This is a genomic window from Micropruina sp. (assembly GCF_047607385.1).
In the GTDB taxonomy this organism is placed as follows: domain Bacteria; phylum Actinomycetota; class Actinomycetes; order Propionibacteriales; family Propionibacteriaceae; genus Micropruina.
In genome coordinates, this window is record NZ_JASGDE010000088.1 from 1 (window position 1) to 24,659 (window position 24,659).

Genomic DNA, 24,659 nt, shown 5'->3' on the forward strand with positions numbered 1-24,659 from the left:
CGCCCGAGCCGGCACCGGCCGGCTCGGCGCCCGGCGGTCGACCCGACCCGGCCGCCGAGAGAATCGGACCCGGGAAACCGGGGCCCGCCGATCCTCGGCCCCGACCCGGGTCCGGCACTCCGAATTTTCTTCAGGAAACGCGGACGAACCCGCTCGCCGGCGACGTAACTCGCCCACGTCGACGAGGTGCACCGGCGGTCGGAGTCAGGTAAACTCGCGGGCGCACCGTATCGGAACACCCCCCTGTCTCCTCCGGTCGGTGGCCACGGCACCCAACCCGGCACACCGGCAACGCGCCGTATCTGTAGGATGCTGTTCGCCCAAAAGTTCGCCACTGAAGGGACGCCCGATGCTCGACGTCAATCCGGCCTTTGTGCTCGCCGGACTTGCCGTCGGATTCGTCGTCGGATTGACGGGCATGGGCGGCGGTGCGCTGATGACGCCGGCCCTGGTCTTCTTTTTCAATGTGAATCCGTTGACCGCGATCTCGTCCGATGTGGTCACCAGTCTGTTCATGAAGCCGGCCGGCGCCATTGTCCACATCGTCCGCAAGACGGCACATCTTCCATTGGTTATGTGGCTATGCATCGGCTCGGTTCCGTCGGCATTCCTGGGCGCGGTCCTGGTCGACCGGCTGCGCATCCACGAGGGCTTCGAGCAGACCCTGCTGACGATTCTGGGCGCTGCCCTGCTGATCACCTCGGGCGGCCTGATCATGCGCGCCTGGTCGACGATGCTGCGCTACAACAGCGCCGCGGGTGAGGGCCCGGCCGAGCCGGAGCGACCGGAACTCCAAGTCAAGCGGCTGATCACCGTGCTGCTGGGCGCACTGGGCGGACTGCTGGTCGGCCTCACCTCGGTGGGCGCCGGCTCGCTGATCATCACCCTGCTGCTGTTGGTCTACCCCACCCTGAAGCCGTCCCAGCTGGTCGGCACCGACCTGGTCCAGGCCATTCCGCTGGTGGCGTCGGCGTCGCTGGGCCACCTGCTTTTCGGCGAGGTCTCTTTCGGCCTGACCGTCGCGCTGCTGATCGGCGCAATTCCGGGGACGTTCATCGGCGCCCAGGTCTCCGCCCGGGCACCGGGTGGATTGATCCGGCGCGCGCTGGCCATTCTGTTGATGGCGTCCGGACTGAAGCTGGTCGGCGCCTCCACCGAGTGGGTGCTGATCAGTTCCGGTGCCGCCATCGTGCTCGGCCCGGTGGTCTGGGCGTTCCTGCGCCGGCGATATCGCGGCACCCGGGCCCGCACCAGGACCGGTCAAACTCTCGAGTCAGGTGGTGACACATCGCAGTGACCAACGACGCACAATACGACGGCCCCGCCTGGGAGCAGATCTCGGAACTTCCTTCGATAGTGGTGGAGGGGGTCGACCTGGATCTCGTCGACCTATGCCAGCGCGGGCTCACCGGTTCCGGGTTCCAACTCACCGAGAACGGCCTGGCCCAACTCGGCGGAAAACCCGCGTTCGTCATTCGCGACATCGAGGCGACGCCGCTGCTGCTGGGCCGGATGGAGGGCGCGATGGCGTCCACCGAGACCCTCCGGCCGGTGGAGCCGGAGCTCACCGCAGGGGAGCCCGCCGACCTCGCCGTGGTGGTCAAGGGGCTTCCGTCCCATGCCGATCTGGCCCGCGTCGACGTGCTCATGCACCACGATATGCGGGTCAGTTGGCTGGTGCTCGCCGGCCGGACCCGCTCCGGCCGTGAACTGGTGGCACAGATCCAGTCCGTCGCCGACGCCCAGCCAAAGGCCGAGCACACCGTGGTGCGGGTGCCTTGGCCCGGTGACGCCGACGGCGACGTCCTGCGCCGTCCGGTGCTGCCGGAGCCGGCCGCGGTGGCCCAGGCGTTCGGTGCTCTGCACCACGTCACCGTCGGCGACGGCGACGGCGCGGGCCCGTCGACCCAGGATCGAGGCGGCACCGTGGTGTTCTTCACCGGGCTGTCCGGCTCGGGCAAGTCGACGCTGGCGAAGGCCCTGCGGGACGCCGTCGAGGCGCGCAGCGATCGTCCGGTCAATCTGCTCGACGGCGACGACGTGCGCCGGATGCTCTCCGCCGGTCTCGGATTCGACGAGGCCGGACGCGCGGCGAACGTCCGCCGGGTGAGCTGGGTCGCAGCGCTGCTGGCCGGCAACGGCGCCATCGCCATCACCGCCCTGATCGCCCCGTTCGCCGACATCCGGGCCGAGGCCCGCACGATGGCCAGCAACCTGAACGCCGACTTCCTGGAGGTCTGGGTCTCCACCCCGATCGAGGAATGCGAACGGCGGGATCGCAAGGGCCTTTACGCCCTGGCCCGGGCCGGCCAGATCCCGAACTTCACCGGGATCGACTCGCCCTACCAGGCGCCGACCCACGCCGATCTGGTGATCGACACCTCCACCACCTCGATGACCGACGCCGTCGAGGTGGTCTTCGCCGAACTCGAGGCCCGGGCCGTCCGCCGAGGCACCGACGCCCTGACCAGAACCTCCGGCAGCCACCTCTACCAGGGACCCAGCTATGACATCTGATCTGGACTTCGCCACCGCCCTCGCTCAGGGCGCCGGAGAGATCCTGCTCCGGCTGCGCGAGCAGCTCGGCGACGACATCGACGGCGCCACCGGTGACGCCGAATCCAACACCTATCTGCTGCGCGAGCTGGCAGCACAGCGTCCCGACGACGCCGTGCTGTCCGAGGAGGCCGCGGACGATCTCCGCCGGCTGGACGCCGACCGGGTCTGGATCATCGACCCGTTGGACGGCACCCGCGAGTTCACCGAACGGACGCCGGAGGGTGGTTGGCGCCCCGACTTCGCCGTGCACGTGGCGCTGTGGACCCGGGCCGCCGGTCTCACCGCGGGTGTGGTGGGCCTGCCCGCGCGCAACCTGGTGCACCGCTCGGACGCGGCCCCGGTGACCTTCCCGGACACCGCCGGCCGGCCGCTGCGGGTGGCGGTGAGCCGTACCCGTCCGCCGCGCCTGGTCACCGAGCTCGGCAAGCACCTCGACGTCGAGCTGGTGCCGATGGGCTCGGCCGGGGTCAAGGTGATGTCGGTGGTGACCGGTGAGACGGACGCCTACATCCACGGCGGCGGCCAGTATGAATGGGATTCGGCCGCCCCCGTCGCGGTGGCGCTGGGAGCCGGCCTGCACGCCAGCCGGCTGGACGGATCCCCGCTGGTCTACAACCGTGAGAATCCCTGGCTGCCGGACCTGCTGGTCTGCCACCCGTCCAAGGCGGCCGAACTGGTGGCACTGTTGGCGCAGATCGAAGGAAATCAATGAGCACATATGTACTGAGCCAGCTCCGAGCGCTGGAGGCGGAGAGCATCCACATCATTCGTGAGGTGGCTGCCGAGATGCAGCGTCCGTGCCTGCTGTTCTCGGGCGGCAAGGACTCCGTGGTGATGAGCGCGCTGGCCCGCAAGGCCTTCGCACCGTCCCGGATCCCGTTCCCGTTCATGCACGTGGACACCGGGCTGAACTTCGCCGAGGTGATCTCGTTCCGCGACTGGTGGGCCGAGCAGCTGGAAGTGCAGCTGCTGGTGGCGTCGGTCCCGGAGGCGATCGAGCAGGGCTTCGTCCGTGAGGAGTCCAACGGCTCCCGGAACCGGATCCAGACCCCGGTGCTGCTGCGGGCCGCCGAGGAGCATCGCTTCGACGCCCTGTTCGGCGGCGCCCGCCGTGACGAGGAGAAGGCCCGGGCCAAGGAGCGGGTGTTCTCCTTCCGCGACGAGTTCGGGCAGTGGGATCCCAAGAACCAGCGTCCCGAGCTGTGGAGCCTGTACAACGGCCGGGTGAACGTCGGCGAGAGCATCCGGGTGTTCCCGCTGTCCAACTGGACCGAGCTGGACACCTGGGCCTACATCGCCGAGGAGCGACTGCCGCTGCCGAACCTCTACTACGCCAAGGAGCGTGAGGTGGTCCGGCGGCAGGGCATGTTGTACGCGGTCAACGAGTTCATCCGTCCGCGCGACGGCGAAGAGGTGTTCACCCGCTCGGTCCGCTACCGCACCATGGGCGACGCCAACCTGACCGCCGCCGTCGAGTCGGAGGCCGACACCAACGAGAAGATCGTCGCCGAGATCGCGGCGACCCGCTACACGGAGCGGGGCGCGACCCGGGCCGACGACAAGGTCAGCGAAGCTGCAATGGAAGACCGGAAGAAGGAAGGGTACTTCTGATGTCGGGAGACTTGTTGCGGTTCGCCACCGCCGGAAGCGTGGACGACGGCAAGAGCACGCTGATCGGACGCCTGCTGTACGACTCCAAGGGCATCTTCATCGACCAGTACGAGGCGGTCGAGCGGGTCAGCAACCAGCGCGGTGACGACTACGTCGACCTGGCGCTGCTCACCGACGGTCTGCGCGCCGAGCGGGAGCAGGGCATCACCATCGACGTGGCCTACCGCTACTTCACCACGCCGAACCGCAAATTCATCATCGCCGACACCCCCGGGCATCCGCAGTACACCCGGAACATGGTCACCGGCGCCTCCACCGCGGACGCCGCACTGATCCTGGTGGACGCCCGCAAGGGGATGACGGAGCAGAGCCGCCGGCACGCCTTCCTCACCACCCTGCTGGGCGTGCGGCATCTGATCGTCTGCGTCAACAAGATGGACCTGGTCGACTACGCCCAGGAGGCCTTCGACTCGATCGTCGAGGAGTTCACCGCCTTCTCGACCCGGCTGAACGTGCACGACCTGGCCTTCATCCCGATCTCGGCGCTGGCCGGCGACAACGTGGTGACCCGCAGCGACCGGACGCCGTGGTACGACGGCCCGTCGCTGCTCTACCACCTGGAGCACCTGCACGTGGCCAGCGACCGCAACCTCACCGACGTCCGGTTCCCGGTGCAGTACGTGATCCGGCCGCAGCAGGCCAAGAACCGCGACTACCGCGGCTACGCCGGCACGGTGGCCAGCGGGGTGATCAAGGTGGGCGACCCGATCATGGCCCTGCCCAGCGGCTTCACCTCGACGGTGACCGCGATCGACGGCCCGTCCGGCCCGCAGGACAGCGCCTACCCGCCGATGTCGGTGGTGCTGCGGCTGGCCGACGAGATCGACATCTCCCGCGGTGACCTGCTGGTCCGGCCGAACAATCCGGTCGAGCCGAGTCAGGACCTGGACCTGCGGATCTGCTGGATGGACGAGACCACCGCACTGTCCCCCGGCCGCACCCTGGCGCTCAAGCACACCACCACCTGGGCGCGGGTGAAGATCCGCGAGGTGCTGTACCGGATCGACATCAACACCCTGCACCGCGACGATTCGGTGACCTCGCTGGGCCTCAACGACATCGGCCGGGTGCGGATGCGCTGCACCAAGCCGCTGTTCATGGACGACTACAACACCAACCGGGTGATGGGTTCGGTGATCCTGGTCGACGAGTCCACCAACCGCACGGTGGGCGCCGGCTTCCTGAACTGATCCCGCCTCGACACACGAAGGACCCGCTCACCGCCGACGGTGAGCGGGTCCTTCGGTTCTGGTCACTCGGCCGCTATGGTCGCCAGCAGGTCCAGTTGGGCGCGGTTGCCCGCCTCGCTGCTGACCTGCATCCGTCCGACGATCAGCGTGGTCACCCAGTCGATCGCCTCGCCGGGTGCGGAACTGGGCAGCGGTGTGCCGAAAGTGGTGTGCGCGGTGAGCGCACCGTACAGCCGGTCCACCCCGGGCGGCGCATAGCAGGCGTCCTCCCAGTCGATCACCCGGACCGTGCCGCGCAGCAGGGTCCGCAGGTTCCACGGGGCCAGGTCGCCGTGCGCCGGACGCCAGTGAGCGGGCACGTCGTCGCCGCGGGGCAGCACCACGGCCAGCACCTCGCCGATCTCGTCCGCCACCCGGTTCCGGACGGCGGGGTCCCGGACCGCTCCCAGCGGATAGTTGGGCAGCGACTCGTTGACCAGCCAACCGCCGCCCTCGTCGAGCCGTCCCCGGGCCAGCGGTCGCGCCACCCCGAAACTGCTGGGCTTGGCCGCGTACACGGACGTCATCAAGGCGAACTCGCGTTCGATCCGGGTCGGCTCGGGATGGAAGCGGGCGAAACCGACCCCGCGCCCGTCCCGCAGCAACAGCGCCGCGAAGCCGGCACGTCCGGCCTGCGGACGGCGGTACAGCACCAGGTCGTCGAACGAGCCGACCACCGACTGCCACTGTTCCAGCAGGTCCCGCCACTCCGGGTCCGGCAACGGATCGGTCCGGACGCCGCGCTCCCCCGGGATCACCCGGGAGCCGGCCACCCGGACGGCAAGGTACAGGGCGCGCTGCGCCGCGACCGCGATCGGGCGGCACGGCGAGTGCATCGCGATCCCGGCGGCCGCAGCGCGACGGCCGTGCCGGGGGATCCAGATGTGACCGGTGCGCGGAAAGCGCACCACGCTCCGGTCCGTCCGCAGGCTCACTGCCACGGCAGCCGGCGCCCGATCAGCTGCTCCAGTGCGGCGTTGTCCTCGGCGAAACCCTCCTGCAGCCGCTTGCGCAGTTCCGGATCCATGGCGCCGCCGGGGGCGGCGTTGAGGTGCCCGCCGATCTCCAGGTCGGGGGCGTCCAGGCCGAGGAACCGGGAGACGGTGGCCACCGCGGCCGGCTGGTCGGCGTAGTAGTCCTCACTGGCCAGCACCAGGATGTTCTCCATGCCGTACAGGTCGGCCCAGCGGCGCAGGCCGTGCACGTAGCGGCTCTGCGCCACGTAGGACTGCTGCTCGTGCGGGTAGCTGATGTAGTGCGGGGCCTCGGCGATGATCCGTTGCTCCTCGCCGGCCAGCCGTTGCTCCTCGGCCGCCAGCGCCTCGGCGAAGTCCAGCGGCTCGGCGTTGCTGCGCCGGCGCTCCTTCCAGTGCGAGTGAGTGCGCTCGACCGGGTCCCGCAGCAGCGCCACGATCTTCGCGTTCGGCATCGCGGCGTAGGCACGGGCGGCGGCCAGCGGGTGGAACAGGTAGTACGGGGACGCCTCGCCCACCACCACCGGCTTGCCCAGCCGACGCTCGGCGCGGGCCCGCGACCCGGCCGTCGGCATGTACGAGCGGTACCAGCGCATGCCCTTGCCGTAGAAGCTGTCGAAGAAGTGCACGCCCTTGGTCTCGTTCGCCTTCGGCAGGAAGCGGGCGGACGGGAACATGGTGACGATCTGCGGCACCTGCAGCAGGTCGTAGTAGAGCGAGGTGGTGCCACCGCGCTTGGTACCGATCAGCAGGAAGTCCGGCAGCGGACGCAGATCGGCCGTTGCCGAGCCGATCACCCGGAACGCCTCACTGCCTGTCCTCATCAGCAGCCGCTTGGCGGTGGAGACCGAATTCTTCAGGCCTGCGGAGGGTGTCATCACAGTTCCTCTTCTCTGGATTGTCGAACGCGCGCCAGCGATTCCTGCACTGCGCTGTGGACCGCCGGCGCCGGTCCACAGGGCCATGAATGGTGTGTCACTTCGAAGCTCTCCCGCCGCGGCGACGCAGGAAGACGGTGGCCAGGCCGGCGGCAACCAGCAGGCCCCCGGCGCCGTAGACGAACAGTCCGGTCGTCTGGCCGGAGTCCGGGTGCTGCTCCGGCGACGCGCTCGGGGTGGCCGATGCGGACGGCTCCACGGCCGGCGAGTTCGCAATGGTCGGCAGTCGCCCCAGCGTGGTCGGAACAGGCACCCGCAGCACCTCGGACTCCTTGCCCTCCGAGCCGATCAACAGGCCGCGTCCACGCAACGGCGCGGTCACCGACTCGCCCTGCTTCAGCGGCGGCGTCCCGGCGGCGGCGACGATCTGCCAGGAGGCCGGATCGAGCCGGAAGACCGCCACGTAGTTGCGCAGGATCATCCGGCCGTCGGCCAGCACCGTGCCGTCGGTCACGTACTGCGGGGCCTCCCCCACCTGGGTGAGCGGATTCGGCTCGGTGCTGGACAGCTGCGCCGGCGCGGTGAAGATCAGCCCTTGCTCGGCGCCCTTGGTGACGAAGGTGAACCGCCCGTGGGAGTCCACCAGCATCGCCTCGGTGTCGTGCGGGCCGTCGGGGTAGGAGAAGCGCAAGGCGCGGAAGGGCTGCACGGAGTTGTCCGGCCGGGGCCGGGTGAACTCGTAGACGGTGAAGACCGGGCGCTTCTCCCTATTGCCCCCGGTGTCGCCCACGTACAGCCGTCCGTCGCTGTAGGCGATCGACTCCACATCGGTGGGGGCCGCGTCGTAGCGCAGCGTGCCGACCGTCTTGCCCGACTTGTCCACGGCGTAGACCACGCCCGGATCGCCCACGTCGTTCATCGTCCAGTACACCTGGTTGACCGGGTCGGCGGCCAGGCCCGAGGAGCCGGCGATCCGGTCGTCGGTGATGACGAACTCGACCTGTCGTTCCTGGTCTGCGGTGGCCACGGGCTGGACCAGCCCGACCGACGCGCAGAACATCATCGCTCCGATCACCGGCGCCGCAACCTGCCGAAGCCTCATACCCGTCCATTTCCGCTGCGCGCCTGTACGACAGCACGAACTCCCCACAGTTTTCTGCCCGAGACGTCGACGGGCACGCCGGGGGTGACGTGTTGTGCCCTGATTCCAACGATGCAGCCAACGATACGGCCCGCACGAACGGTCGCGAAACTTTCCCGGCTCGAAAGTGGCCGACGCTGTCATTTTCGTCGGATCGGCGTCGGTATCCGATCGTGGCAGTCCCCCACCCGGGTGACAACTGCGATCGTCGCCGACGTGGCCGCCATCTGTCGGCTCGCCAACCGACGAAAAGGCACAGCTGCGTTCGACGGCGGTATTGACACGCGGCGCGTTCCGGTCCATCGGGTGGCGTAAACTGTCCGGCGACGTCCCACACCCCCGGGGTGTCTTCATTCCCGGCTACGACAGGGACACAACGCTCATGACGACTTCGCAGCACTCTGCGGTCCGGATCAACTACGCCCAGTTGCAGGCTGCTCAGAAGAGCTCGAAGGGTGCACCCATCTATTCGCTGCTGGTGAACCGGCCGCTCGGCCGGCTGTTCGCGGCCGTCGCCCATCGACTGGGCATGACGCCCGATCAGGTGACGGCGGTCAGCGCCCTGTTCACCTTCACCGGAATCCTGCTGATCGCATTGGTGCCACCCAGCCCGGCGCTGGCCGTCGGGGTCACCGTCGCGCTCGTCCTCGGCTACGCCCTGGACGCCGCCGACGGTCAGCTGGCCCGGCTGCGCGGCGGCGGCAGCCTGACCGGCGAGTGGCTGGACCACGTGATCGACTCGTTCAAGATCGCCACGTTGCACCTCGCGGTGCTGATCTCCATGTACCGGTTCTTCGACGTCACGCCGATCTGGCTGCTGGTGCCGGTCGTCTTCGCCGCCGTCTACGTCATCCACTTCTTCGGGATGCTGCTGACCGATCTGTTGACCCGCAACGCTCGGCTGCGCAAGGGCGACGACACACCCGCGCCGTCCGCCGCGTCGCCCCTGATGTCGCTGCTGAAGCTGCCCACCGACTACGGGCTGCTGGCGCTGTCGTTCCTGCTGCTGGCCGTCCCGGTGGCCTTCCAGTGGTTCTATCTCTTCCTCACCGTGGCCAACGCCGGTTACACCTTCCTGGTGTTGGGTGCCTGGTACCGGCGGCTGCGTGCCCTGGACGCCGAACTGGCCGGCTAGCGGCTCAGACCCATCGCGTCGATCAACCCGCGTCCGTACTGGGCGGCGGAGAACTTCTCGGCGACCGTCTCGGCGTCGCGAACGGCCGCCGCCCGGTAGCCGGCCCAGTCGTCGATGATGGTCTCCACGGCGTCGGCGAACCCGGTGACGTCGCCGGGCGTCACCCGGATGGCCGCGGACGCGGCCTGGCTGGCCTCCCGGAGGCCGGGGATGTCGCTGACCACCACCGGACGGGCGCCCAGGGACGCCTCCACCGCGGTGTTCCCGAAGGACTCGTCCCCGACCGACGAGATCAGCACGATGTCGTTGTCGGCCAGCGTCGGCCAGATCACCGAACGGAACCCGAGGAACTCGACCTCGTCGTCCAGGCCGAGCTCGGCCACCTGGCGCCGCAGACCCTCCTCGTAGGCCTCGTTCCCGGGGAAGACCGCGCCGACCAGGGTGAGCCGCACCCGGCGTCCGCGCCGCTTGAGCAGCTCGACCGCATCGACCAGCACGTGCGGGCCTTTGCGGTGCGAGAGCCGGCCCATGTACATCAGCCGCGCCGCGCCGGTCAGCTGCTCGCGCGGCGGCACCACCTCGCTGGGCCCCGGCACGGTGTTGTGCACGATGGTGGCCCGCTTCACCAGCCAGGGAGCAGACTCGGCGAGCACATCCAGGCAGAACCGGCTGTTGATCACGATCCGCCGGCAGAACACCAACGGCAGGTACAGCGCCGAGCGCAACAGCGGGTTGGTGGCCCGCTCCGCCTCGTGCACGTGGCAGGCCAGGTTGCGCCCGGCCAGCCTGGCCAGCGGGAACCACAGCGGAGGGGTGATGGTGTTCACCAGCACCGTCCCCGCATTGGTGTGCTTCAACAGCCGCCAGGACGGCGCCCAGGCGCTCAGCGTCTCGCGCACCAGCTGCACCAGGCCACCCGGCGAGAGCAGGCTCTTGCGAATGATCGGCGTCGGCTGCTCCAGCACCGTCGCGCCGGCGTCGGTCAGCAGTTCGATCAGCGGGCCCGGCCCGGGCACCGTCACGAAGACCGTGAAACCGCCGTTCACCAGCGCTTTCACACTCTCGACCGTCATTCGGTCGGAGCCGTACAGATCGGCACCGGGATTGGCGATCAGAACGGTGCCCGGGTCGCCCGCCATCACTTCTTCCAGTAGGTGTCGACCAACTGCTTGGTGCTGGCGATGTTGCGCCGGGACGAGGCGCCGAACACGATGGCCTCGATGTTCGGCTGCTCACAGACCCACTGAATCGCCTCGTCGGCCGGAATCGCACCGGAGGCGTACACCGACATGGCCACCGGACGGAAGTCGTGCGACTCCAGCGCCTTGCGGTAGGCGTCCATGCCGCCGGACATCCGGAAACCGATCTTGTTGATGTTGGCGCAGATCAGCGGGGACTGAATTCCCTGCTTGTCCAGCACCGCGGCGAGCATCGGCAGATTCATCGTGATGAAGCCCGGCTCGGCGTTGTACTTGCTCCGGACGTGATCGGCGAAGATCGTGAAGGCCTCGTTGAAACCCAGCCCGAGCAGCAGGTCGGTGACCACGTTCTGCAACCAGATCACCGGAGTGGGCAGGCCCTCGAACATCTTCATCTCGGCGTCGATCAGCAAGGTGACGATGCCCTCGATGTCCTTGCCGACCAGCGACGACGTACCGCGCATTGCCGCGTCCACCAGGCCGGAGTTCGGCAGGAAACGCTTCAACGCCCCCATCATGCCGTCGGTGGTCACCGCATTGGCGTACTTGTGCGCGTAGGGCATGCCCGGGAAGAAGGTGAAGTCCGGGTACTGATCGCGATGCTCGCCGAAGTAATTCGCCACCTCGCCGATCCGGTCGTGGGTGGTGCACATGAAGGTGGTCACACCCTCGGCGTAGGCGTCCTTCAGCACGTCGATGACGGCGTCGGTGCGCTGGAAGCGCATCTGCTGCTGCCGCGCCTTCTCCTCCGACATGTGGTTGACCCCGAAGAACTGGTTGTCTCCGAAAAGCAGCTTGTCCATCGCAGTCCTCACTTCCCGCCGGACACCAGGGTCCGGATCCGCTTGATGCCCGACCGTGCGGCGCCCAGCAGCCGCGCCGGCAGCGACGACGCGGCGACCGGCTCCTTGGCGGCCACCGCATCAGTCAGCCGCACCGACGGGCCGCGCTTGGAGTCGTCGATCATCCGCTCGATCAACTTGTCGGTGACCACCGCCGAGGCGAAGGTGTTCTCGCCGTCGACCGCGCCGGTGCGCACCCGTTCGACGAAGTGGGCCAGCTGGGCGGTGTACTCCTCACCGCGCAGGTAGAACTCGACCGGCTCGGTGAGCTCGGTGGTGTAGCGGACGTTCCATCCCGGCTGGTAGCCGTCGGGAATCGTGGTGTCCTCGCGCAGGTAGACCTGGATCTCCTGCCGGTCGGCGAAGATCCGGCCACCGGTGCCCCACAGGGTGATCCGGGTGGTCATCTTGCGCACCGACTCGTCCGACCAGTTCACCGAGACCGAGACGGTCCGGTCCTGGTCGTAGTAGAGGGTGGACGACACCTCGTCGTCGATCTCTGCGGAGAAGATGCTGTTCAGCACGGTGCCGCCGACCCCGATCGGCTCGCCCAGGTACCAGTTGATCAGGTTCAGCGGGTGTGCCGCGTAGTCGTACAGACAGCCGCCGCCCTCGGTGCTCTTGCTGCGCCAGGTACCGCCCTGCGGCTTCAGCACCACCGGCCCATACGCCTCGGCCAGGCCGTGGCTGACGGTGCCGATCGCGCCGGCGTCCAGCAGCCGCTTCACCTCGCCGAAGGCGCCGACGAACCGGTTGTGGTAGCCGACCTGGGTGACCAGGTGCTTCGCCGCGGCGAGCTCGACCAGTTCCTCGCCCTCGGCGCCGCTGAGCGTGAACGGCTTCTCGCAGAAGACCGCGACTCCCGCCTCCAGCAGCTGCTTGACCATCGGGTAGTGCAATCGCGACGGGGTCGCGACGATCGCTGCGTCCGGCTTCTCCGCCGCCAGCAGCTTGTCGATCGACGTGTACGTCGCCAACCCCGTGTATTTCTTCAGGACGCCGAGCAGGTAGGTGGTGGCGTCGACGATGCCGACGACCTCCACGCCGGGCAACGCCCGCACCATCGACAGGTGCGAGATGCCCATCTTGCCCAGGCCGATCACGGCCACTTTCACCATCGTTTCAGTGCCTTCCAGATCCGGTCTTTTTCGAGTTCGTGGGTAGGTATCGGTTGAGCAGCAAGCGATACTGCTCACCGATCTGGTACCAGGTCAGGCCGGAGTGATACCGCTCCCTGGCCGCCGTGCTCATCTGCTCCAACCGCTGCGGCGAGCCCAGGATCGCGTCCAGCTCCACGGCCACGTCGTCCGCGGTGGTGAAGTATGCCTGACGCGGGCCGGCCGTCCAACGGTTGTAGACGTTGTCGTGCGCCAGCACCGGGTTGCCCGCGCCCAGCGCCTCGACCAGCGACGGATTGGTGCCGCCGACGGTGTGCCCGTGCAGGTACAGGGCGCTGTGGAAACGTAGCGGCTGGACCACCTCCGGGTCGAAGATGGCGCCCAGGAACACCACGTCGTCGGAGGCCGCCTCCACCACCTGGCGATGGTAGTCGTCGTTCTCCGGGTCGTAGTTGCCCAGCAGCGCCAGCTTGTAGTCGCGCGGCTTGGCCGAGAAGCCCTGCACCAACTCGAGGATCGAGTTCTCCGGGATCGGCCGGCAGATCAGCGTCAGATACCGGCCCGGTTCCAGACCCAGCGCCCGCACCGGCGCCTCGTCGGCCTCGAGCACCTCGTCGGCGCCGTAGGCGATCATCGTCACCTTGCGCTTCGGCGCGCGGGTCCACAGGTACTTCTCGATCTGCGGATGATCGGCGATCAGATGGTTGCCGGCGAACGCCGAGAAGCGCTCGTTCACGTACAGGATCGCTTGCCGGAAGAAGCCCCAGCGGGCCCGCGACCACTCGATCCCGTCCATGTTGATCACCATCGGGATGCGCTTGAAGCGCTGCCAGGTGTTGAAGATGCCGGTGTTGTACCCGAACACCAGGCACAGGTCGTCGAACTGGCTGGAGTGCCTGACGCACTTCAGGTCGAACAGCGAGGTGCCACGCCAACCCGGGACGTCCACCGGAACGTTGACCCGTTCCAGGCCGTTCCATTCGTCGTAGGTGATCTCGCCACGGCCCTCGACCTGGCAATACACGATCACCCGCCAGCCGGCGGCCAACAGGTGCAGGCCTACCTTTTCGGCGGCGGTTTCGAAACCGCCGTAGTTCGCCGGCACACCGTGGGTGCCGAGAATGCGGACAGTTGGTCGTTGATCATCGGACAGCGCAGGACTGTCGACCTCGATGACCTCATCATCGATCTCGGGCAAGGCCTGAAAACTCCTTTATTGAACGGTCGTTGCAGCATGCGCCGCAGTCGGGGGTGGCGACCGGCGTCAGCAGTGTAGCCGGGAAACGGCCACTCCGCGCCCGCCTCGCCCCGGCTGGGCGAGGAGCGCGTAACGGAACGCCACCCTCGCGCGGGGCTGTGGTCAGCGGGCAGCGAGAATCTGACGCAGCGCGGTGGACGAGGTGTGCGCGGTGTAGGGGAAGTAGTGCACCGAGGCACCCACCTCCGACATCTCCGACTCCAGCAGGTCACCCTTCGAGGTGCCTCGCCAATCGTCGCCCTTGAACAGGACGTCGAAATGCACGCGATCCCACACCTCGAGCTTGCTGGTGGAGAAATCCACCACCACGGCGTCGACGATGTCCATCGCCGCCACCACCTGCATCCGCTCCGCCAACGGCACGATCGGGTACTTGCCCTTGGCCCGGAACAGCGCCTCATCGGTGACAACCCCGACCACCAGGCGCGTGCAATGCTGCCGAGCCCGCTTGAGGATATTCAGGTGCCCGATGTGGAACATGTCCCAGGCGCCGGGCACGTAGCCCAGGATCCCGTCGTGCGTCGCCAGCGCGGACGCCTGCCCGAGCCTCTCCGCGGTCTGCGGGTTCGCCCGCGGCCGCAGCCAGCGGTCGACCTGCGCGTTCCCGACACCGACGTCCTGACGCCCGTAGGCAATGTCGCGCTCGTCGGCCTTGAGCCGCCTGGACGGGTCGTAGATCGCGGCATCGGAGACCTCGCGGAGCGATCCGACGATCTCCAGCCGTTCCTGGGCCGGAATCACCGGCCGGCGTCCGGTGACGCCGAATACCGCTTCATCGGACAGGACTCGGGCCTCGACCCGATCAACACTCTCGGCAACTTGCCTGACGACATCGACGTCTCCGACATCAACCATGTCGAAGGCGGACAGCAGATAGCCCGTTCTCACTTGTGATTCCCCCCGGAATACTGTGCGGCCAACCCCCCGCTGGCAACACAGTCACTGATAATCGCACGACCCGGCGGGCAATGCCAACTTGGCCGGCAGCACCGACCGGCGACCGACGGCCCCGGCTGCGCAGCAGCGCCGACCCCGGGCCGGCCGGCCGGCCGGGTGGCACGGCACGGCACGGCACGGGTGACCGGCGGAGCCGGCGCACCCGCCGAAGTCTCAGAGCAGGCGCCAATCGGTGAGTCGAAGTTAAGTCTGCGTTTCACTGCGGCTACGGAATTGGCAAGCAGTTCTTCCCGATCCGCCGGAACCGGCTGGGTTCGGTCACCGATGGTGAGAAAGAACGGACTTGACCGCTCGCGCCACTGAACGTGTCAGCTTGCGCACGCCACCAGCTTGTGCCAGACTTGCCGACAGCAAGTGCTGGGGGGTGCTTGCCTACGAACTCGGGGGGAGTTCGTCAGTATCTCGGGGGGGATCTCAAGTTATGACTGCATTGGACGTGCGCGTTCACTCTGCGCAACAGCGCCTGATTCGCGGCCTCAACACCAACACCCGTCGCAACGGCGCCCTGCGCCAGACCGGTGTCGCCGCGCTGGACGCCGTGCTCATCACCGTCGCCGCCTACGCCGCCTACACCTGGCGGTTCGGCCTCGGCTTCGTCAACGACACCTTCGGCCCGTCCGGCACCGTGTGGGCCTACTACGCGATTCCCGCGGTCTGGATGGCCCTGCTGGCCGCCTGCGGGGCCTACTCGCTGCACCACCTGCAGACCGGCATGGTCGAGTACCAGCGGGTGGCGCTCGGTTCGGGCCTGTTCGCCGGTGCGATCGGCATCAGCTGCTACCTGACCATGTACGACCTGTCCCGCGGGTTCTTCGTGCTGCTCTTCCTGATCGGCATCCCGGCCCTGCTGGTCGGCCGCCTGGCCCGCCGCCGGGTGCTGATGCACCTGCGTCGCCGCGGTCACTTCCAGACCTCGGTTCTGGTGGCCGGCTCGCCGGCGCACATCGACGAGGTGGCCCGGGTGCTGCGTCGCGAGAAGTGGCTCGGCTACCGCCTGGTCGGCGCCGTGACCACGGCCGACATCGAAGAGACCCCGTCCGGCCTGCCCGTGCTGGGCAAGGTCAGCGAGGTCGGCGACCTGGTGCACGAGTCCGATGTGGACACCGTCATCTTCGCCGAGGGTTCCTTCCCCGACAGCCAGCACTTCAAGCGGATGGCCTGGGAGCTCGAAGAGCTCGACGTCCAGATGATCGTCGCCCCGGCGCTGACCGACATCAGCTCCGAGCGGCTCAGCTCCCGCCCGGTGGCCGGTCTGCCGCTGGTCTACGTGGAGCGGCCGCAGGCGATGGAGGCCTCCCGGTGGAGCAAGCGCGCCTTCGACATCATCGGCTCCGGCCTGCTGCTGCTGGCGGCGGCCCCGATCATGGCCGCGGTCGCCATCGCGGTGAAGCTCGAAGATCGTGGTCCGGTGCTGTTCAAGCAGACCCGGGTCGGACGCCGCGGCGAAGAGTTCCAGTGCCTGAAGATCCGTTCCATGGTGGTCGACGCCGAGGCCCGCAAGGCTGAGCTGGAGGCCCAGAACGAGGGCGCCGGCGTGCTGTTCAAGATGGCCAAGGATCCCCGGATCACCAAGGTCGGCAACTTCATCCGCCGGTTCTCGATCGACGAACTGCCCCAGCTGTGGAACGTCTTCCGTGGCGACATGAGCCTGGTCGGCCCTCGTCCGGCCCTGCCCAAGGAGGTGGCGCAGTACGACAGCGACACCGTTCGCCGGCTCGACGTGCTGCCCGGCCTGACCGGCCTCTGGCAGGTCTCCGGTCGCTCGAACCTCTCCTGGGACGAGACGGTCCGGCTGGACGTCTACTACGTCGACAACTGGTCCATCATGCAGGATCTGTCGATCCTGGTCCGGACGGCCCGCGCCGTCCTGGGGTCGAGCGGCGCGTACTGATCCGCCGCCACCCCAACCCATAGACGAGCCCATCCCCCCGGGCTCCCCGGAGCACTGCGGGGCCTTTCGGCCCCGCAGTGCTCTTTCTTTTCCCCGGGAGGGTTAGCCTCGATCCCATGACCCACACCGCGATCACCTCTCCGCTGCCCGGCATCGAGGGCGCCGCCGGCCGCTACCGGATCTTCGACCACGGCGCAAACGTCGCCGCTTGGCAGCCGGACGGCGAATCCCACCCGGTGCTGTGGCTCAGCTCCTCCTCCGGGTACCGCGCGGGCACGGCGATCCGCGGCGGCATCCCGATCTGTTTCCCCTGGTTCGGACCCGGACTAACCGGCGACAAGAAGCCGGCGCACGGCTTCGTCCGCGCCGTCGGCTGGCGTCGCACCGAGGTGACCGAGCGGTCCGGGGTGCTGCGCGTCGAGTACGACATCGGTCCTGAGATCACCGGAAGCCAGCCCGAGTTCTCCCACGACTACCGGGCCCGGCTGACCGCGGAGTTCGCCCCCGGTCACCTCCGGGTCTCGCTGCACGCCAGCAACACCAGCGACGAGCCCTTCACCCTCGAGGAGGCGCTGCACACCTACCTGGTGGTCAGCGACGTCCGCGCGATCACCATCGAGGGCCTGGACGGCGCCACCTACCTGGACAAGAACCTCCCCGAACCGGCCTTCGACCAGGTGCAGGAGGGGCCGCTGCGACTCACCGGGCCGACCGACCGGGTACACCTGCACGAGGGCGCGGTGACCGTCGACGACCCGGGTCTCGGACGCGGACTGCGGCTCAGCGCCGAGGGTTCGGCCAATGTCGTGGTGTGGAATCCCTGGGAGCAGGCCGCCGCCGGGATGGCCGACATGGGGCCTGGCGAGTGGACCGGGATGGTGTGCGTCGAAGCGGCCAACGTGTTCGCCGACGCCGTCACCCTGCTGCCGGGCGAGAGCTGGACGATCAGCCAGCGGATCGAGGTGCTGCCCCGCTAGGGAAGCGCTGATTCTCGCTGGTCGAGCTTGTCGAGACCGCTCTGGCAACGGGTTTCGACAAGCTCAACCAGCGAGAGGCCGCATTGATCAGCGCCTTCCCTAGGCCCTGGGGCTGACGCACCACCTCTTGCCAAATGGTCGGGAATAACAGACCATACGGTTATGACCGACCATTTACCGGAGCCGTCGCCCGCGCCCCAGCCCCGTCTGCGGCCGCCGGACTACGAGCTGGCCGAGGCGCTGGAGCTCACCGATCCCGGCCAGTACCGCGCCCTGTTCGAGGACACTCGGCGGGAGATCACCTCGCTGTTGCTGGAGCGGGCGGCCACCACGTCCGAGCTCGCCGTGGTGCTCGGCAAGCCCAAGGGGACCGTCGGTCATCACCTGAAGGTGCTCCAGGACGCAGGCCTGGTGCACGTCGTCCGGACCGAGCGGGTCCGCGCCCTGGAGGCGAAGTACTACGGCCGCACCGCCCGGGTCTTCCTCTACGGACGCGAGCACCAGGCCGTCGGCGAGGAGGAGCGGGTGCTCGCTCGGGCCGCCGCAGAGATCGGCCGGACGCCGGTCGCGGGCGCGATCATGTCGGCGAACGTGCGGTTCGCCCGGATCCCGCACCGGCGCGCCCAGGAGTGGAAGCGGCGGATGGAGGAGCTGATCATGGAGTTCAGCGCCGAGCCGGCGTCCGGGGAGACCACCTACGCGCTCGTCTTCGGGCTCTACGCCACCGGGCGTCCGCCGCTGCCCGGAGGGGACGCCGAATGAGCGCCGCCGCCGGGCGGAAGCCGCTGGGCGCCAACTATCGCAAGCTGCTGGCGTCCGCGACGGCGGCCAACCTGGGCGACGGGTTGATGTCGGTGGCGCTGGTCTGGCTGGCTTCCGCGTTGACCCGGGACGCGCTGCTGATCGCGCTGGTCGGTGTGGCCGGACGACTGCCCTGGCTGTTCTTCAGCCTGCCCGCCGGCGTGATCAGCGACCGTTTCGACCGGCGCGCCCTGATCGGCTGGATGGACGTCTGCCGGGTCGCGGTGGTGGCCGCGCTCGGCGTCCTGGTGCTGTTCGATTCCGGCGGCCTGCCGACACCCGAACAGCTGGCCGCCGGAGCACCCGAGCCGGCCGGCGGGCCGGCACTGATCGCCGCGCTCTGCCTGGCCTCGCTGCTGCTGGGCTGCGCCGAGGTGCTGCGGGACAACACCGCGCAGACGCTGCTGCCGTCGGTGGTCGACCGGTCGCTGCTGGAGCGGGCCAACGGACGGCTGTGGGCGGCCGAGACCACGATGAACAGCTTCGTGGGTCCGCCGCTGGGCGGGGTGCTGATCGCCGTCGCCCTGGCCCTGCCGTTCCTGGCCAACGCCGGGCTGCTCGCGGTGAGCGCCGCGCTGATCTTCGCCCTGGCGGGCAATTTCCTACCCGCCGGTGCCGCGGCAAGAGGGCGGCGGATCGACTGGAAGGGCGAGATCGGCGAGGGTTTCCGCTGGCTGTGGAGCCATCGGCTGATCCGCAGCCTGGCCATTATGCTGGGCCTGCTGAACCTGCTGAGCAACCTGTCCTTCGCGATCATCGTGCTGTTCGTCCAAGAGGTGCTGCAGCTGTACCAGGGTTGGCAGTTCGGCCTGGTCAGCACCGGTCTGGCCGCCGGGGCGGTGCTGGGCTCGCTGGTCGCCGAACGGGTCACCGCCCGGCTCACCGCGGGCACCGCGCTGCTGGTCTCGATCGCCGGCATGGGCCTGTCCATCCTGTTGATGGGGCTGCTGCCCTGGGTGGTGCCGTTCTGGATGCTCGGGGTGGCGTCCGGGGTCTTCGTGGTGATCTGGAACGTGGTCACCGTGTCACTGCGGCAGCGGCTGATCCCCGACCGGCTGCTCGGCCGGGTCAACTCGGTCTACCGCTTCTTCGGCTGGGGAACGATCGCGATCGGCACCGTGCTGGGCGGGCTGCTGGTCGGCCTGGGCGAGACCATGCTCCCCCGCGACTGGGCGTTGCGGGCGGTGTTCCTGATCGGCGGAATGGCCCAGCTGTCGCTGCTGTGCTACGCCCGGCGCCGGATCAACACCACCGAGATCCGGGCCGCCGAGGAGATCGCGCGAGCAGAGGCGGCGGCCTCACCCGACCAGCGGGACGCCGGCACGTAGCCGAGTCGTCCGCCGTCGCCGTCGCCACCGTCGCCGTCGCCACCGGCGCGTCCGGCCGGCGCTTACCGGCAGGGGCCGGGGGTCGGGGCGGGATCGCGGGGTCGCGAGCCGGGGCAGGGTTCAGCCGGGCAGGACGATGCCGAAGGTGCGGGCGTAGAAGGCCAGCTCGGCCTCCAGTGCGCGGCGGATCGTCTCGGCCTTGCGGAAGCCGTGGCCCTCGCCCTCGAAGACGATCAGTTCGGCGTCCAGGCCCTTGGCGGCGACCGCGGACGCCATCGCCTCGGCCTGGTTCGGCGGCACCACGGCGTCCTCGGCGCCCTGCAGGATCAGCATCGGACAGTTGAGCGCGTCGACGTGGTTGATCGGCGAGCGCTCCGCGTAGACCTCGGACGCCTCCGGCCACGGGCCGACCAGCCCGTCCAGGTAGCGCGCCTCGAATTTGTGGGTGTCGGACGCCAGCGCGGCCAGGTCGCCGATGCCGTACCGGCTGCAGCCGGCGGCGAAGACGTTCGACGTGGTGAGCGCCCGCAGCGTGGTGTACCCGCCGGCGCTGCCGCCCCGGATGGCGAGCCGGGCGCCGTCCACCCGTCCGGCCCGTGCCAGCGCCTGGGCGCCGGCGATGCAGTCGGCGACGTCGAGGACGCCCCACTGCCCGCGCAGCAGGTCGCGGTAGGCCCGTCCGTAGCCGCTGCTGCCGCTGTAGTTGACGTCGAGGACGGCGAACCCGCGGGTGGTCCAGAACTGCACCGCCAGGCTGAAGCCTGCCGTGGAGAACGCGGTCGGTCCGCCGTGGCTGATCACGACCAGCGGCGGCAGGTCGGGGTCCCCGGCAGGGGTCTCGACAAGCTCGACCAACGACGACGGGCGAGGGGCGTAGAACCAGCCGTGCACCTCACCCGCTTCTCCTGGCCAGGTGATCGCCTCGGCGACGCTCACCGCGTCCGGCTCCAGGCTGGGCGGCGACGAGCGATCCACCAACCGCCGGCCGGTCGCGGTCAGCTCGATCACGGCGTCCGGGGCGTCGGCGAACTGGGCCAGCGCCACCACCCGGTCGCCGCGGGCGTCCAGGCTGTCGCAGTCGACCACGTCCGGCGCCAGCGCGCGGTAGCCGTCGTCGGTGAGCAGCATCGGTGCGCTGCGGCCGTCGATGCGGGGCCGGACGACCACCGAGCCGTCACCGGTCAGCGCGTAGGGACGGCGTCCGAACACCCAGAACGGCTCGACCAGGTCGGCGCCGGCATCGGTCAGCTGCCGGACGCCTTCCCCGTCCCAGCCGTACAGCTCCCAGAACCCGGAGCGGTCCGAGCAGAACAGCAGCTCGCGGCCGCGCCAGAGCGGATGCGCCGCCGACTCCCCCGGCCCGCCGGCCACCGTCCGGACGCCGTCCAGCACCGCCCCGGTGGCCGAGACCCCCAGGCGGCCGACCCGGACCAGGCAGGCATCCCACGGCATGTCGGGGTGTCGCCACTCCGTCCAGGCCAGCCGTCCGTCCCGGCTCGGCTCGGGGCAGGCGTAGAAGTCGGCACCCTCGGCGACGACCGTGCCGCCGTCCGCGTTGCGGTCGTTCAACCGCAGCACGACAAGGGTGTTCACCGGCTCGCCCGGTTGCGAGTGATCCTCCCGGACGGCCAACACGATGCCGAGCTCCGGCCGGACCCGCAGGTCGGCGTAGCGCCACGACTCCCCCTCAGGGGTCAGCGGGTGCGTGCCGTCGGCGTCCAGCCGCAGCAGCTGCCCGGACGGGTGCGAACTGACCACCACCACGCCGTCGCGGACGTCCCAGGCGCCCCCGCCGTACTCGTGCACCCGGGTCCGGACGTTGAGCTCCGGCGCCACCTCGGCCACCACTCCGTCACGTTCCCGGAGCAGCGCCACCCGTCCGGCTTCGGCCGGACGGCCCTGCGTCCAGTACAGATCGGCGCCGTCGTAGCGCGGTTCGCCGAGCCGGACGCCGGCCTGCGCCAGCGCGGCCGCAGAGATCGGGGAGGGCCAGGCACCGTGCGGAATTCGAGTCACTCGACCACCGTAGAGCGCCGCTCCGGATTCTCGCCGCAGCAAGTCACCGATTCGGCCACCGGGCGGCGACACGCTCATTACTATGACCTGTAGTAGTCAACTCCGACGAAGGAAGCCGCCGTGTCCCGCGTTCTCAACAAGAAGCTGCGCAAGAAGATCACCACCGCGGCGGAGGCCGCCAAGCTGATCAAGCCGGGCACGAACGTCGGGATGAGCGGCTTCACCGGGGCCGGCTACCCCAAGGAGGTTCCGGCCGCGCTGGCGTCCGAGATCAAGGCCGCCCACGAGCGCGGCGAGGAGTTCCAGATCGGTCTGTTCACCGGCGCCTCCACCGCCCCCGAACTGGACGGCGCACTGGCCGAGGTCGACGGCGTCGGCTTCCGGACGCCGTACCAGTCCGACCCGATCATGCGCCGCAAGATCAACGAGGGCGTCTCCGAGTACGCCGACATCCACCTCTCCCACCTGGCCCCGATGATCTGGGCCGGCAGCATGGGCAAGCTGCACACCGCTGTCGTCGAGGTGACCGCGATCAAGGAGGACGGCTCGGCAGTGCCGTCCTCGTCGGTGGGCAACAACAAGACCTTCCTGGACTGCGCCGAGCAGATCATCCTCGAGGTGAACTCCTGGCAGTCGGCCGAGCTGGAGGGCATGCACGACATCTACTACGGCACCCGGCTGCCACCCGAGCGGCAGCCGGTGATGCTCACCCACACCGGTGACCGGATCGGCCAGCGCAACTACCGGATCGATCCCGACAAGGTGGTCGCCGTCATCGAGACCGACGCCGCCGACCGGAACACCCCGTTCAAGCCGGCCGACGCCGACTCGGAGCGGATGGCCGGGTTCTTCCTGGAGTTCCTCACCCACGAGGTGAAGAAGAAGCGGCTGCCGAAGGACCTGCTGCCGCTGCAGTCCGGGGTCGGCAACGTGGCCAACGCGGTGCTGGCCGGGCTGATGAGCGGCCCGTTCGACTACCTGACCTCGTACACCGAGGTGATCCAGGACGGCATGGTCGACCTGATCGACTCGGGCAAGATGAGCGTCGCCTCGGCGACCGCCTTCTCGCTGTCGCCGGAGTACGCCGATCGGATGAACGCCGAAGCCAGGCGCTACCGGGACAAGATCGTGCTGCGGCCGCAGGAGATCTCGAACCATCCCGAGATGATCCGCCGGCTGGGCGTGATCGCCTGCAACGGGATGATCGAGGCCGACATCTACGGCAACGTGAACTCCACCCACATCATGGGCTCGCGGATGCAGAACGGCATCGGCGGCTCGGCCGACTTCACCCGCAACGCGTTCATCTCGGCGTTCGTGACGCCGTCGATCGCCAAGGGCGGCGCGATCTCCTGCATCGTGCCGATGGTCAGCCACCACGACCACACCGAGCACGACGTCCAGGTGTTGATCACCGAGCAGGGGTTGGCCGATCTGCGCGGCAAGTCGCCCAAGCAGCGGGCCCGGCTGATCATCGAGAAGTGCGCCCACCCGTCGTACCGGCCGATGCTGCGGGAGTACTTCGAGCACGCCCAGAAGGTCTGCAACGGCATGCAGACCCCGCACGACCTGCGGCTGTCGCTGGGCTGGCACCAGCGCTTCCTGGAGACCGGGACGATGCGGCCGTCCTGACCGGACGGCCGCCTGCGGCATCCTTCGGGCGCGACAACGGCGTCCGCGCTCGAAGGGTGCGACCTCGAGCCACTTGTCCCCCGCAGGTGGCGTCGGACCCACTGGGCCCTCCCTAATCAGTTCTGCCCTCCCGTCGACGGGAGGGCAGAACTGATTAGGGAGGGCCCAGTGGTGGGTCGCGGCCGGGGCGGAGGTGTCAGAGGCCGAGGACGGCCCGGAGTTCGGCGACGTCCTGCACGACGGCGGTCGGGCCGGCGGCACGCAACTGGGTCTCGTCCCCGGCTCCCCAGGTGACGGCGATGCTGCGCATCCCGGCGGCTCGCGCCGCCTGCAGGTCGACCACCGCGTCCCCGACGTAGACGGCGTCCGCGGCCTCGGCGCCCAGCCGGTGCAGGGCGTGCCGCAGCGGATCGGGCGACGGCTTGTGGGCGGCGGTGTCCTCCTCGGTGGCCAGCAGCGGGATCCGTCCGGTCAGGCCGACGCAGTCCAGGCTGACCTGCGCCGAACGCAGCCGTTTGGACGTCACCACCCCGAATCCGCGACCCGACTCGCCGAGCGCGTCGACCAACTCCGTCACCCCCGGGAACGGCCGGACGTAGGCGTCGTGATTGGCCAGGTTCCAGTCCAGGTAGCAGGCGGTCAGCTCATCGACCCGGTCCGGGGCGAGAGCGGTGAAGGTGTCCACCAGGGTCCGCCCGATCCACTCGGTGCACTGCTCGCGGGTCGGCCGCCAGCCGAGTACCTGCGGAAGGGCATGTTGATAGGACGCCACGATCAGCGGCACCGTGTCGGCCAGGGTGCCGTCGAGGTCGAACAGGACGGTGCGGGGCGGGACGGAATTCACGCTGCTCACCCTAATCGCCCGGTTCGGGTGGTGTGACCGAGGATGCGTCGCTGAGCCGGCCCCGCTCCGCATACCCGGAGAATCGGCGCCGCGTCGTGCGGCGGGAGCACCCCCGGCAGGCTGCGTCGCAGGGCACGACAAGGGTGCGGGCGAGCAGGTCCGGCGTCCGGGACCGCGCTGACCGGCGACCCGCGGGGTCCGGGGCCGGA

At 69.1% G+C, this 24,659-nt stretch carries 21 protein-coding genes; 11 read left to right on the forward strand and 10 right to left on the reverse strand.

Features of this window, described 5'->3' with window-relative positions; translation table 11 throughout:
* The first annotated feature begins 349 nt into the window (after positions 1-349).
* The 5 genes from QM582_RS07870 to QM582_RS07890 are packed head-to-tail and all read left to right on the forward strand — an operon-like array spanning position 350 to position 5,420.
* The gene (locus tag QM582_RS07870; protein WP_415083297.1) at positions 350-1,297 is read left to right on the forward strand and encodes a sulfite exporter TauE/SafE family protein; all 948 of its coding nucleotides are present in this window, start codon (positions 350-352) and stop codon (positions 1,295-1,297) included.
* Entirely contained in the window at positions 1,294-2,517 is a 1,224-nt protein-coding gene (gene cysC, locus QM582_RS07875) for an adenylyl-sulfate kinase (RefSeq protein ID WP_415083299.1), read from the forward strand. The genes QM582_RS07870 and cysC overlap by 4 nt, the downstream gene beginning before the upstream one ends.
* Positions 2,507-3,271, forward strand: coding sequence for a 3'(2'),5'-bisphosphate nucleotidase CysQ (locus QM582_RS07880; RefSeq protein ID WP_415083300.1), 765 nt, complete (start codon positions 2,507-2,509; stop codon positions 3,269-3,271). Before cysC ends, QM582_RS07880 begins: the two co-directional genes overlap by 11 nt.
* Positions 3,268-4,170 (forward strand): sulfate adenylyltransferase subunit CysD, encoded by a 903-nt coding sequence (gene cysD, locus QM582_RS07885; RefSeq protein ID WP_415083302.1) that lies wholly within the window; start codon positions 3,268-3,270, stop codon positions 4,168-4,170. Before QM582_RS07880 ends, cysD begins: the two co-directional genes overlap by 4 nt.
* A complete protein-coding gene (locus tag QM582_RS07890; protein ID WP_415083304.1) occupies positions 4,170-5,420 on the forward strand; it encodes a sulfate adenylyltransferase subunit 1 in 1,251 nt (416 codons plus the stop codon). The genes cysD and QM582_RS07890 overlap by 1 nt, the downstream gene beginning before the upstream one ends.
* A gap of 62 nt (positions 5,421-5,482) precedes the next feature.
* Here the strand turns inward: QM582_RS07890 and QM582_RS07895 are convergent, their stop codons facing one another.
* The 3 genes from QM582_RS07895 to QM582_RS07905 all read right to left on the reverse strand — a co-directional run bounded on the left by QM582_RS07895 (position 5,483) and on the right by QM582_RS07905 (position 8,413).
* Positions 5,483-6,370, reverse strand: a complete 888-nt coding sequence (locus tag QM582_RS07895; RefSeq protein WP_415083306.1) for a phosphotransferase — start codon at positions 6,368-6,370, stop codon at positions 5,483-5,485.
* Between the two features lie 20 nt (positions 6,371-6,390).
* Positions 6,391-7,311: a sulfotransferase domain-containing protein gene (locus QM582_RS07900; protein ID WP_415083308.1), complete on the reverse strand. Its 921-nt coding sequence runs from the start codon at positions 7,309-7,311 to the stop codon at positions 6,391-6,393.
* Between the two features lie 97 nt (positions 7,312-7,408).
* Entirely contained in the window at positions 7,409-8,413 is a 1,005-nt protein-coding gene (locus tag QM582_RS07905; RefSeq protein ID WP_415083310.1) for a hypothetical protein, read from the reverse strand.
* A 421-nt stretch (positions 8,414-8,834) separates the two neighbouring features.
* On the opposite strand from QM582_RS07905, the gene QM582_RS07910 reads away from it, so the two are divergent.
* Positions 8,835-9,587, forward strand: coding sequence for a CDP-alcohol phosphatidyltransferase family protein (locus QM582_RS07910; RefSeq protein ID WP_415083311.1), 753 nt, complete (start codon positions 8,835-8,837; stop codon positions 9,585-9,587).
* Here QM582_RS07910 and QM582_RS07915 read toward each other — a convergent pair.
* The 5 genes from QM582_RS07915 to QM582_RS07935 all read right to left on the reverse strand — a co-directional run bounded on the left by QM582_RS07915 (position 9,584) and on the right by QM582_RS07935 (position 14,892).
* A complete protein-coding gene (locus QM582_RS07915) occupies positions 9,584-10,726 on the reverse strand; it encodes a glycosyltransferase family 4 protein (protein WP_415083313.1) in 1,143 nt (380 codons plus the stop codon). The genes QM582_RS07910 and QM582_RS07915 overlap by 4 nt on opposite strands.
* Positions 10,726-11,589 carry a hypothetical protein gene (locus tag QM582_RS07920; RefSeq protein WP_415083315.1) on the reverse strand — a complete coding sequence of 288 codons (864 nt, stop codon included), beginning with the start codon at positions 11,587-11,589 and terminating at the stop codon, positions 10,726-10,728. Before QM582_RS07920 ends, QM582_RS07915 begins: the two co-directional genes overlap by 1 nt.
* An 8-nt stretch (positions 11,590-11,597) precedes the next feature.
* Positions 11,598-12,746, reverse strand: a complete 1,149-nt coding sequence (locus QM582_RS07925; protein ID WP_415083317.1) for a Gfo/Idh/MocA family protein — start codon at positions 12,744-12,746, stop codon at positions 11,598-11,600.
* Between the two features lie 4 nt (positions 12,747-12,750).
* Positions 12,751-13,944, reverse strand: a complete 1,194-nt coding sequence (locus QM582_RS07930) for a DUF1972 domain-containing protein (protein WP_415083318.1) — start codon at positions 13,942-13,944, stop codon at positions 12,751-12,753.
* A gap of 162 nt (positions 13,945-14,106) precedes the next feature.
* Positions 14,107-14,892 (reverse strand): adenylyltransferase/cytidyltransferase family protein, encoded by a 786-nt coding sequence (locus tag QM582_RS07935; RefSeq protein WP_415083320.1) that lies wholly within the window; start codon positions 14,890-14,892, stop codon positions 14,107-14,109.
* Between the two features lie 505 nt (positions 14,893-15,397).
* Here QM582_RS07935 and QM582_RS07940 point away from each other — a divergent pair.
* From QM582_RS07940 to QM582_RS07955, 4 genes are all read left to right on the forward strand, one after another.
* A complete protein-coding gene (locus QM582_RS07940) occupies positions 15,398-16,852 on the forward strand; it encodes a sugar transferase (RefSeq protein WP_415083322.1) in 1,455 nt (484 codons plus the stop codon).
* Positions 16,853-16,968: 116 nt separating this feature from the next.
* Positions 16,969-17,829, forward strand: coding sequence for a D-hexose-6-phosphate mutarotase (locus QM582_RS07945; RefSeq protein WP_415083323.1), 861 nt, complete (start codon positions 16,969-16,971; stop codon positions 17,827-17,829).
* Positions 17,830-17,991: 162 nt separating this feature from the next.
* Positions 17,992-18,591 (forward strand): ArsR/SmtB family transcription factor, encoded by a 600-nt coding sequence (locus QM582_RS07950; protein ID WP_415083325.1) that lies wholly within the window; start codon positions 17,992-17,994, stop codon positions 18,589-18,591.
* Positions 18,588-19,958, forward strand: coding sequence for an MFS transporter (locus tag QM582_RS07955; protein WP_415083327.1), 1,371 nt, complete (start codon positions 18,588-18,590; stop codon positions 19,956-19,958). The genes QM582_RS07950 and QM582_RS07955 overlap by 4 nt, the downstream gene beginning before the upstream one ends.
* A gap of 120 nt (positions 19,959-20,078) precedes the next feature.
* On the opposite strand, the gene QM582_RS07960 is transcribed toward QM582_RS07955, so the two are convergent.
* Positions 20,079-21,974 carry a prolyl oligopeptidase family serine peptidase gene (locus tag QM582_RS07960; RefSeq protein WP_415083329.1) on the reverse strand — a complete coding sequence of 632 codons (1,896 nt, stop codon included), beginning with the start codon at positions 21,972-21,974 and terminating at the stop codon, positions 20,079-20,081.
* 120 nt (positions 21,975-22,094) lie between these two features.
* Between QM582_RS07960 and QM582_RS07965 the strand changes: the two genes are divergently transcribed.
* The gene (locus QM582_RS07965) at positions 22,095-23,606 is read left to right on the forward strand and encodes an acetyl-CoA hydrolase/transferase family protein (RefSeq protein WP_415083330.1); all 1,512 of its coding nucleotides are present in this window, start codon (positions 22,095-22,097) and stop codon (positions 23,604-23,606) included.
* A gap of 196 nt (positions 23,607-23,802) precedes the next feature.
* Here the strand turns inward: QM582_RS07965 and QM582_RS07970 are convergent, their stop codons facing one another.
* Positions 23,803-24,450: an HAD family hydrolase gene (locus tag QM582_RS07970; RefSeq protein WP_415083331.1), complete on the reverse strand. Its 648-nt coding sequence runs from the start codon at positions 24,448-24,450 to the stop codon at positions 23,803-23,805.
* Between the last annotated feature and the right edge of the window lie 209 nt (positions 24,451-24,659).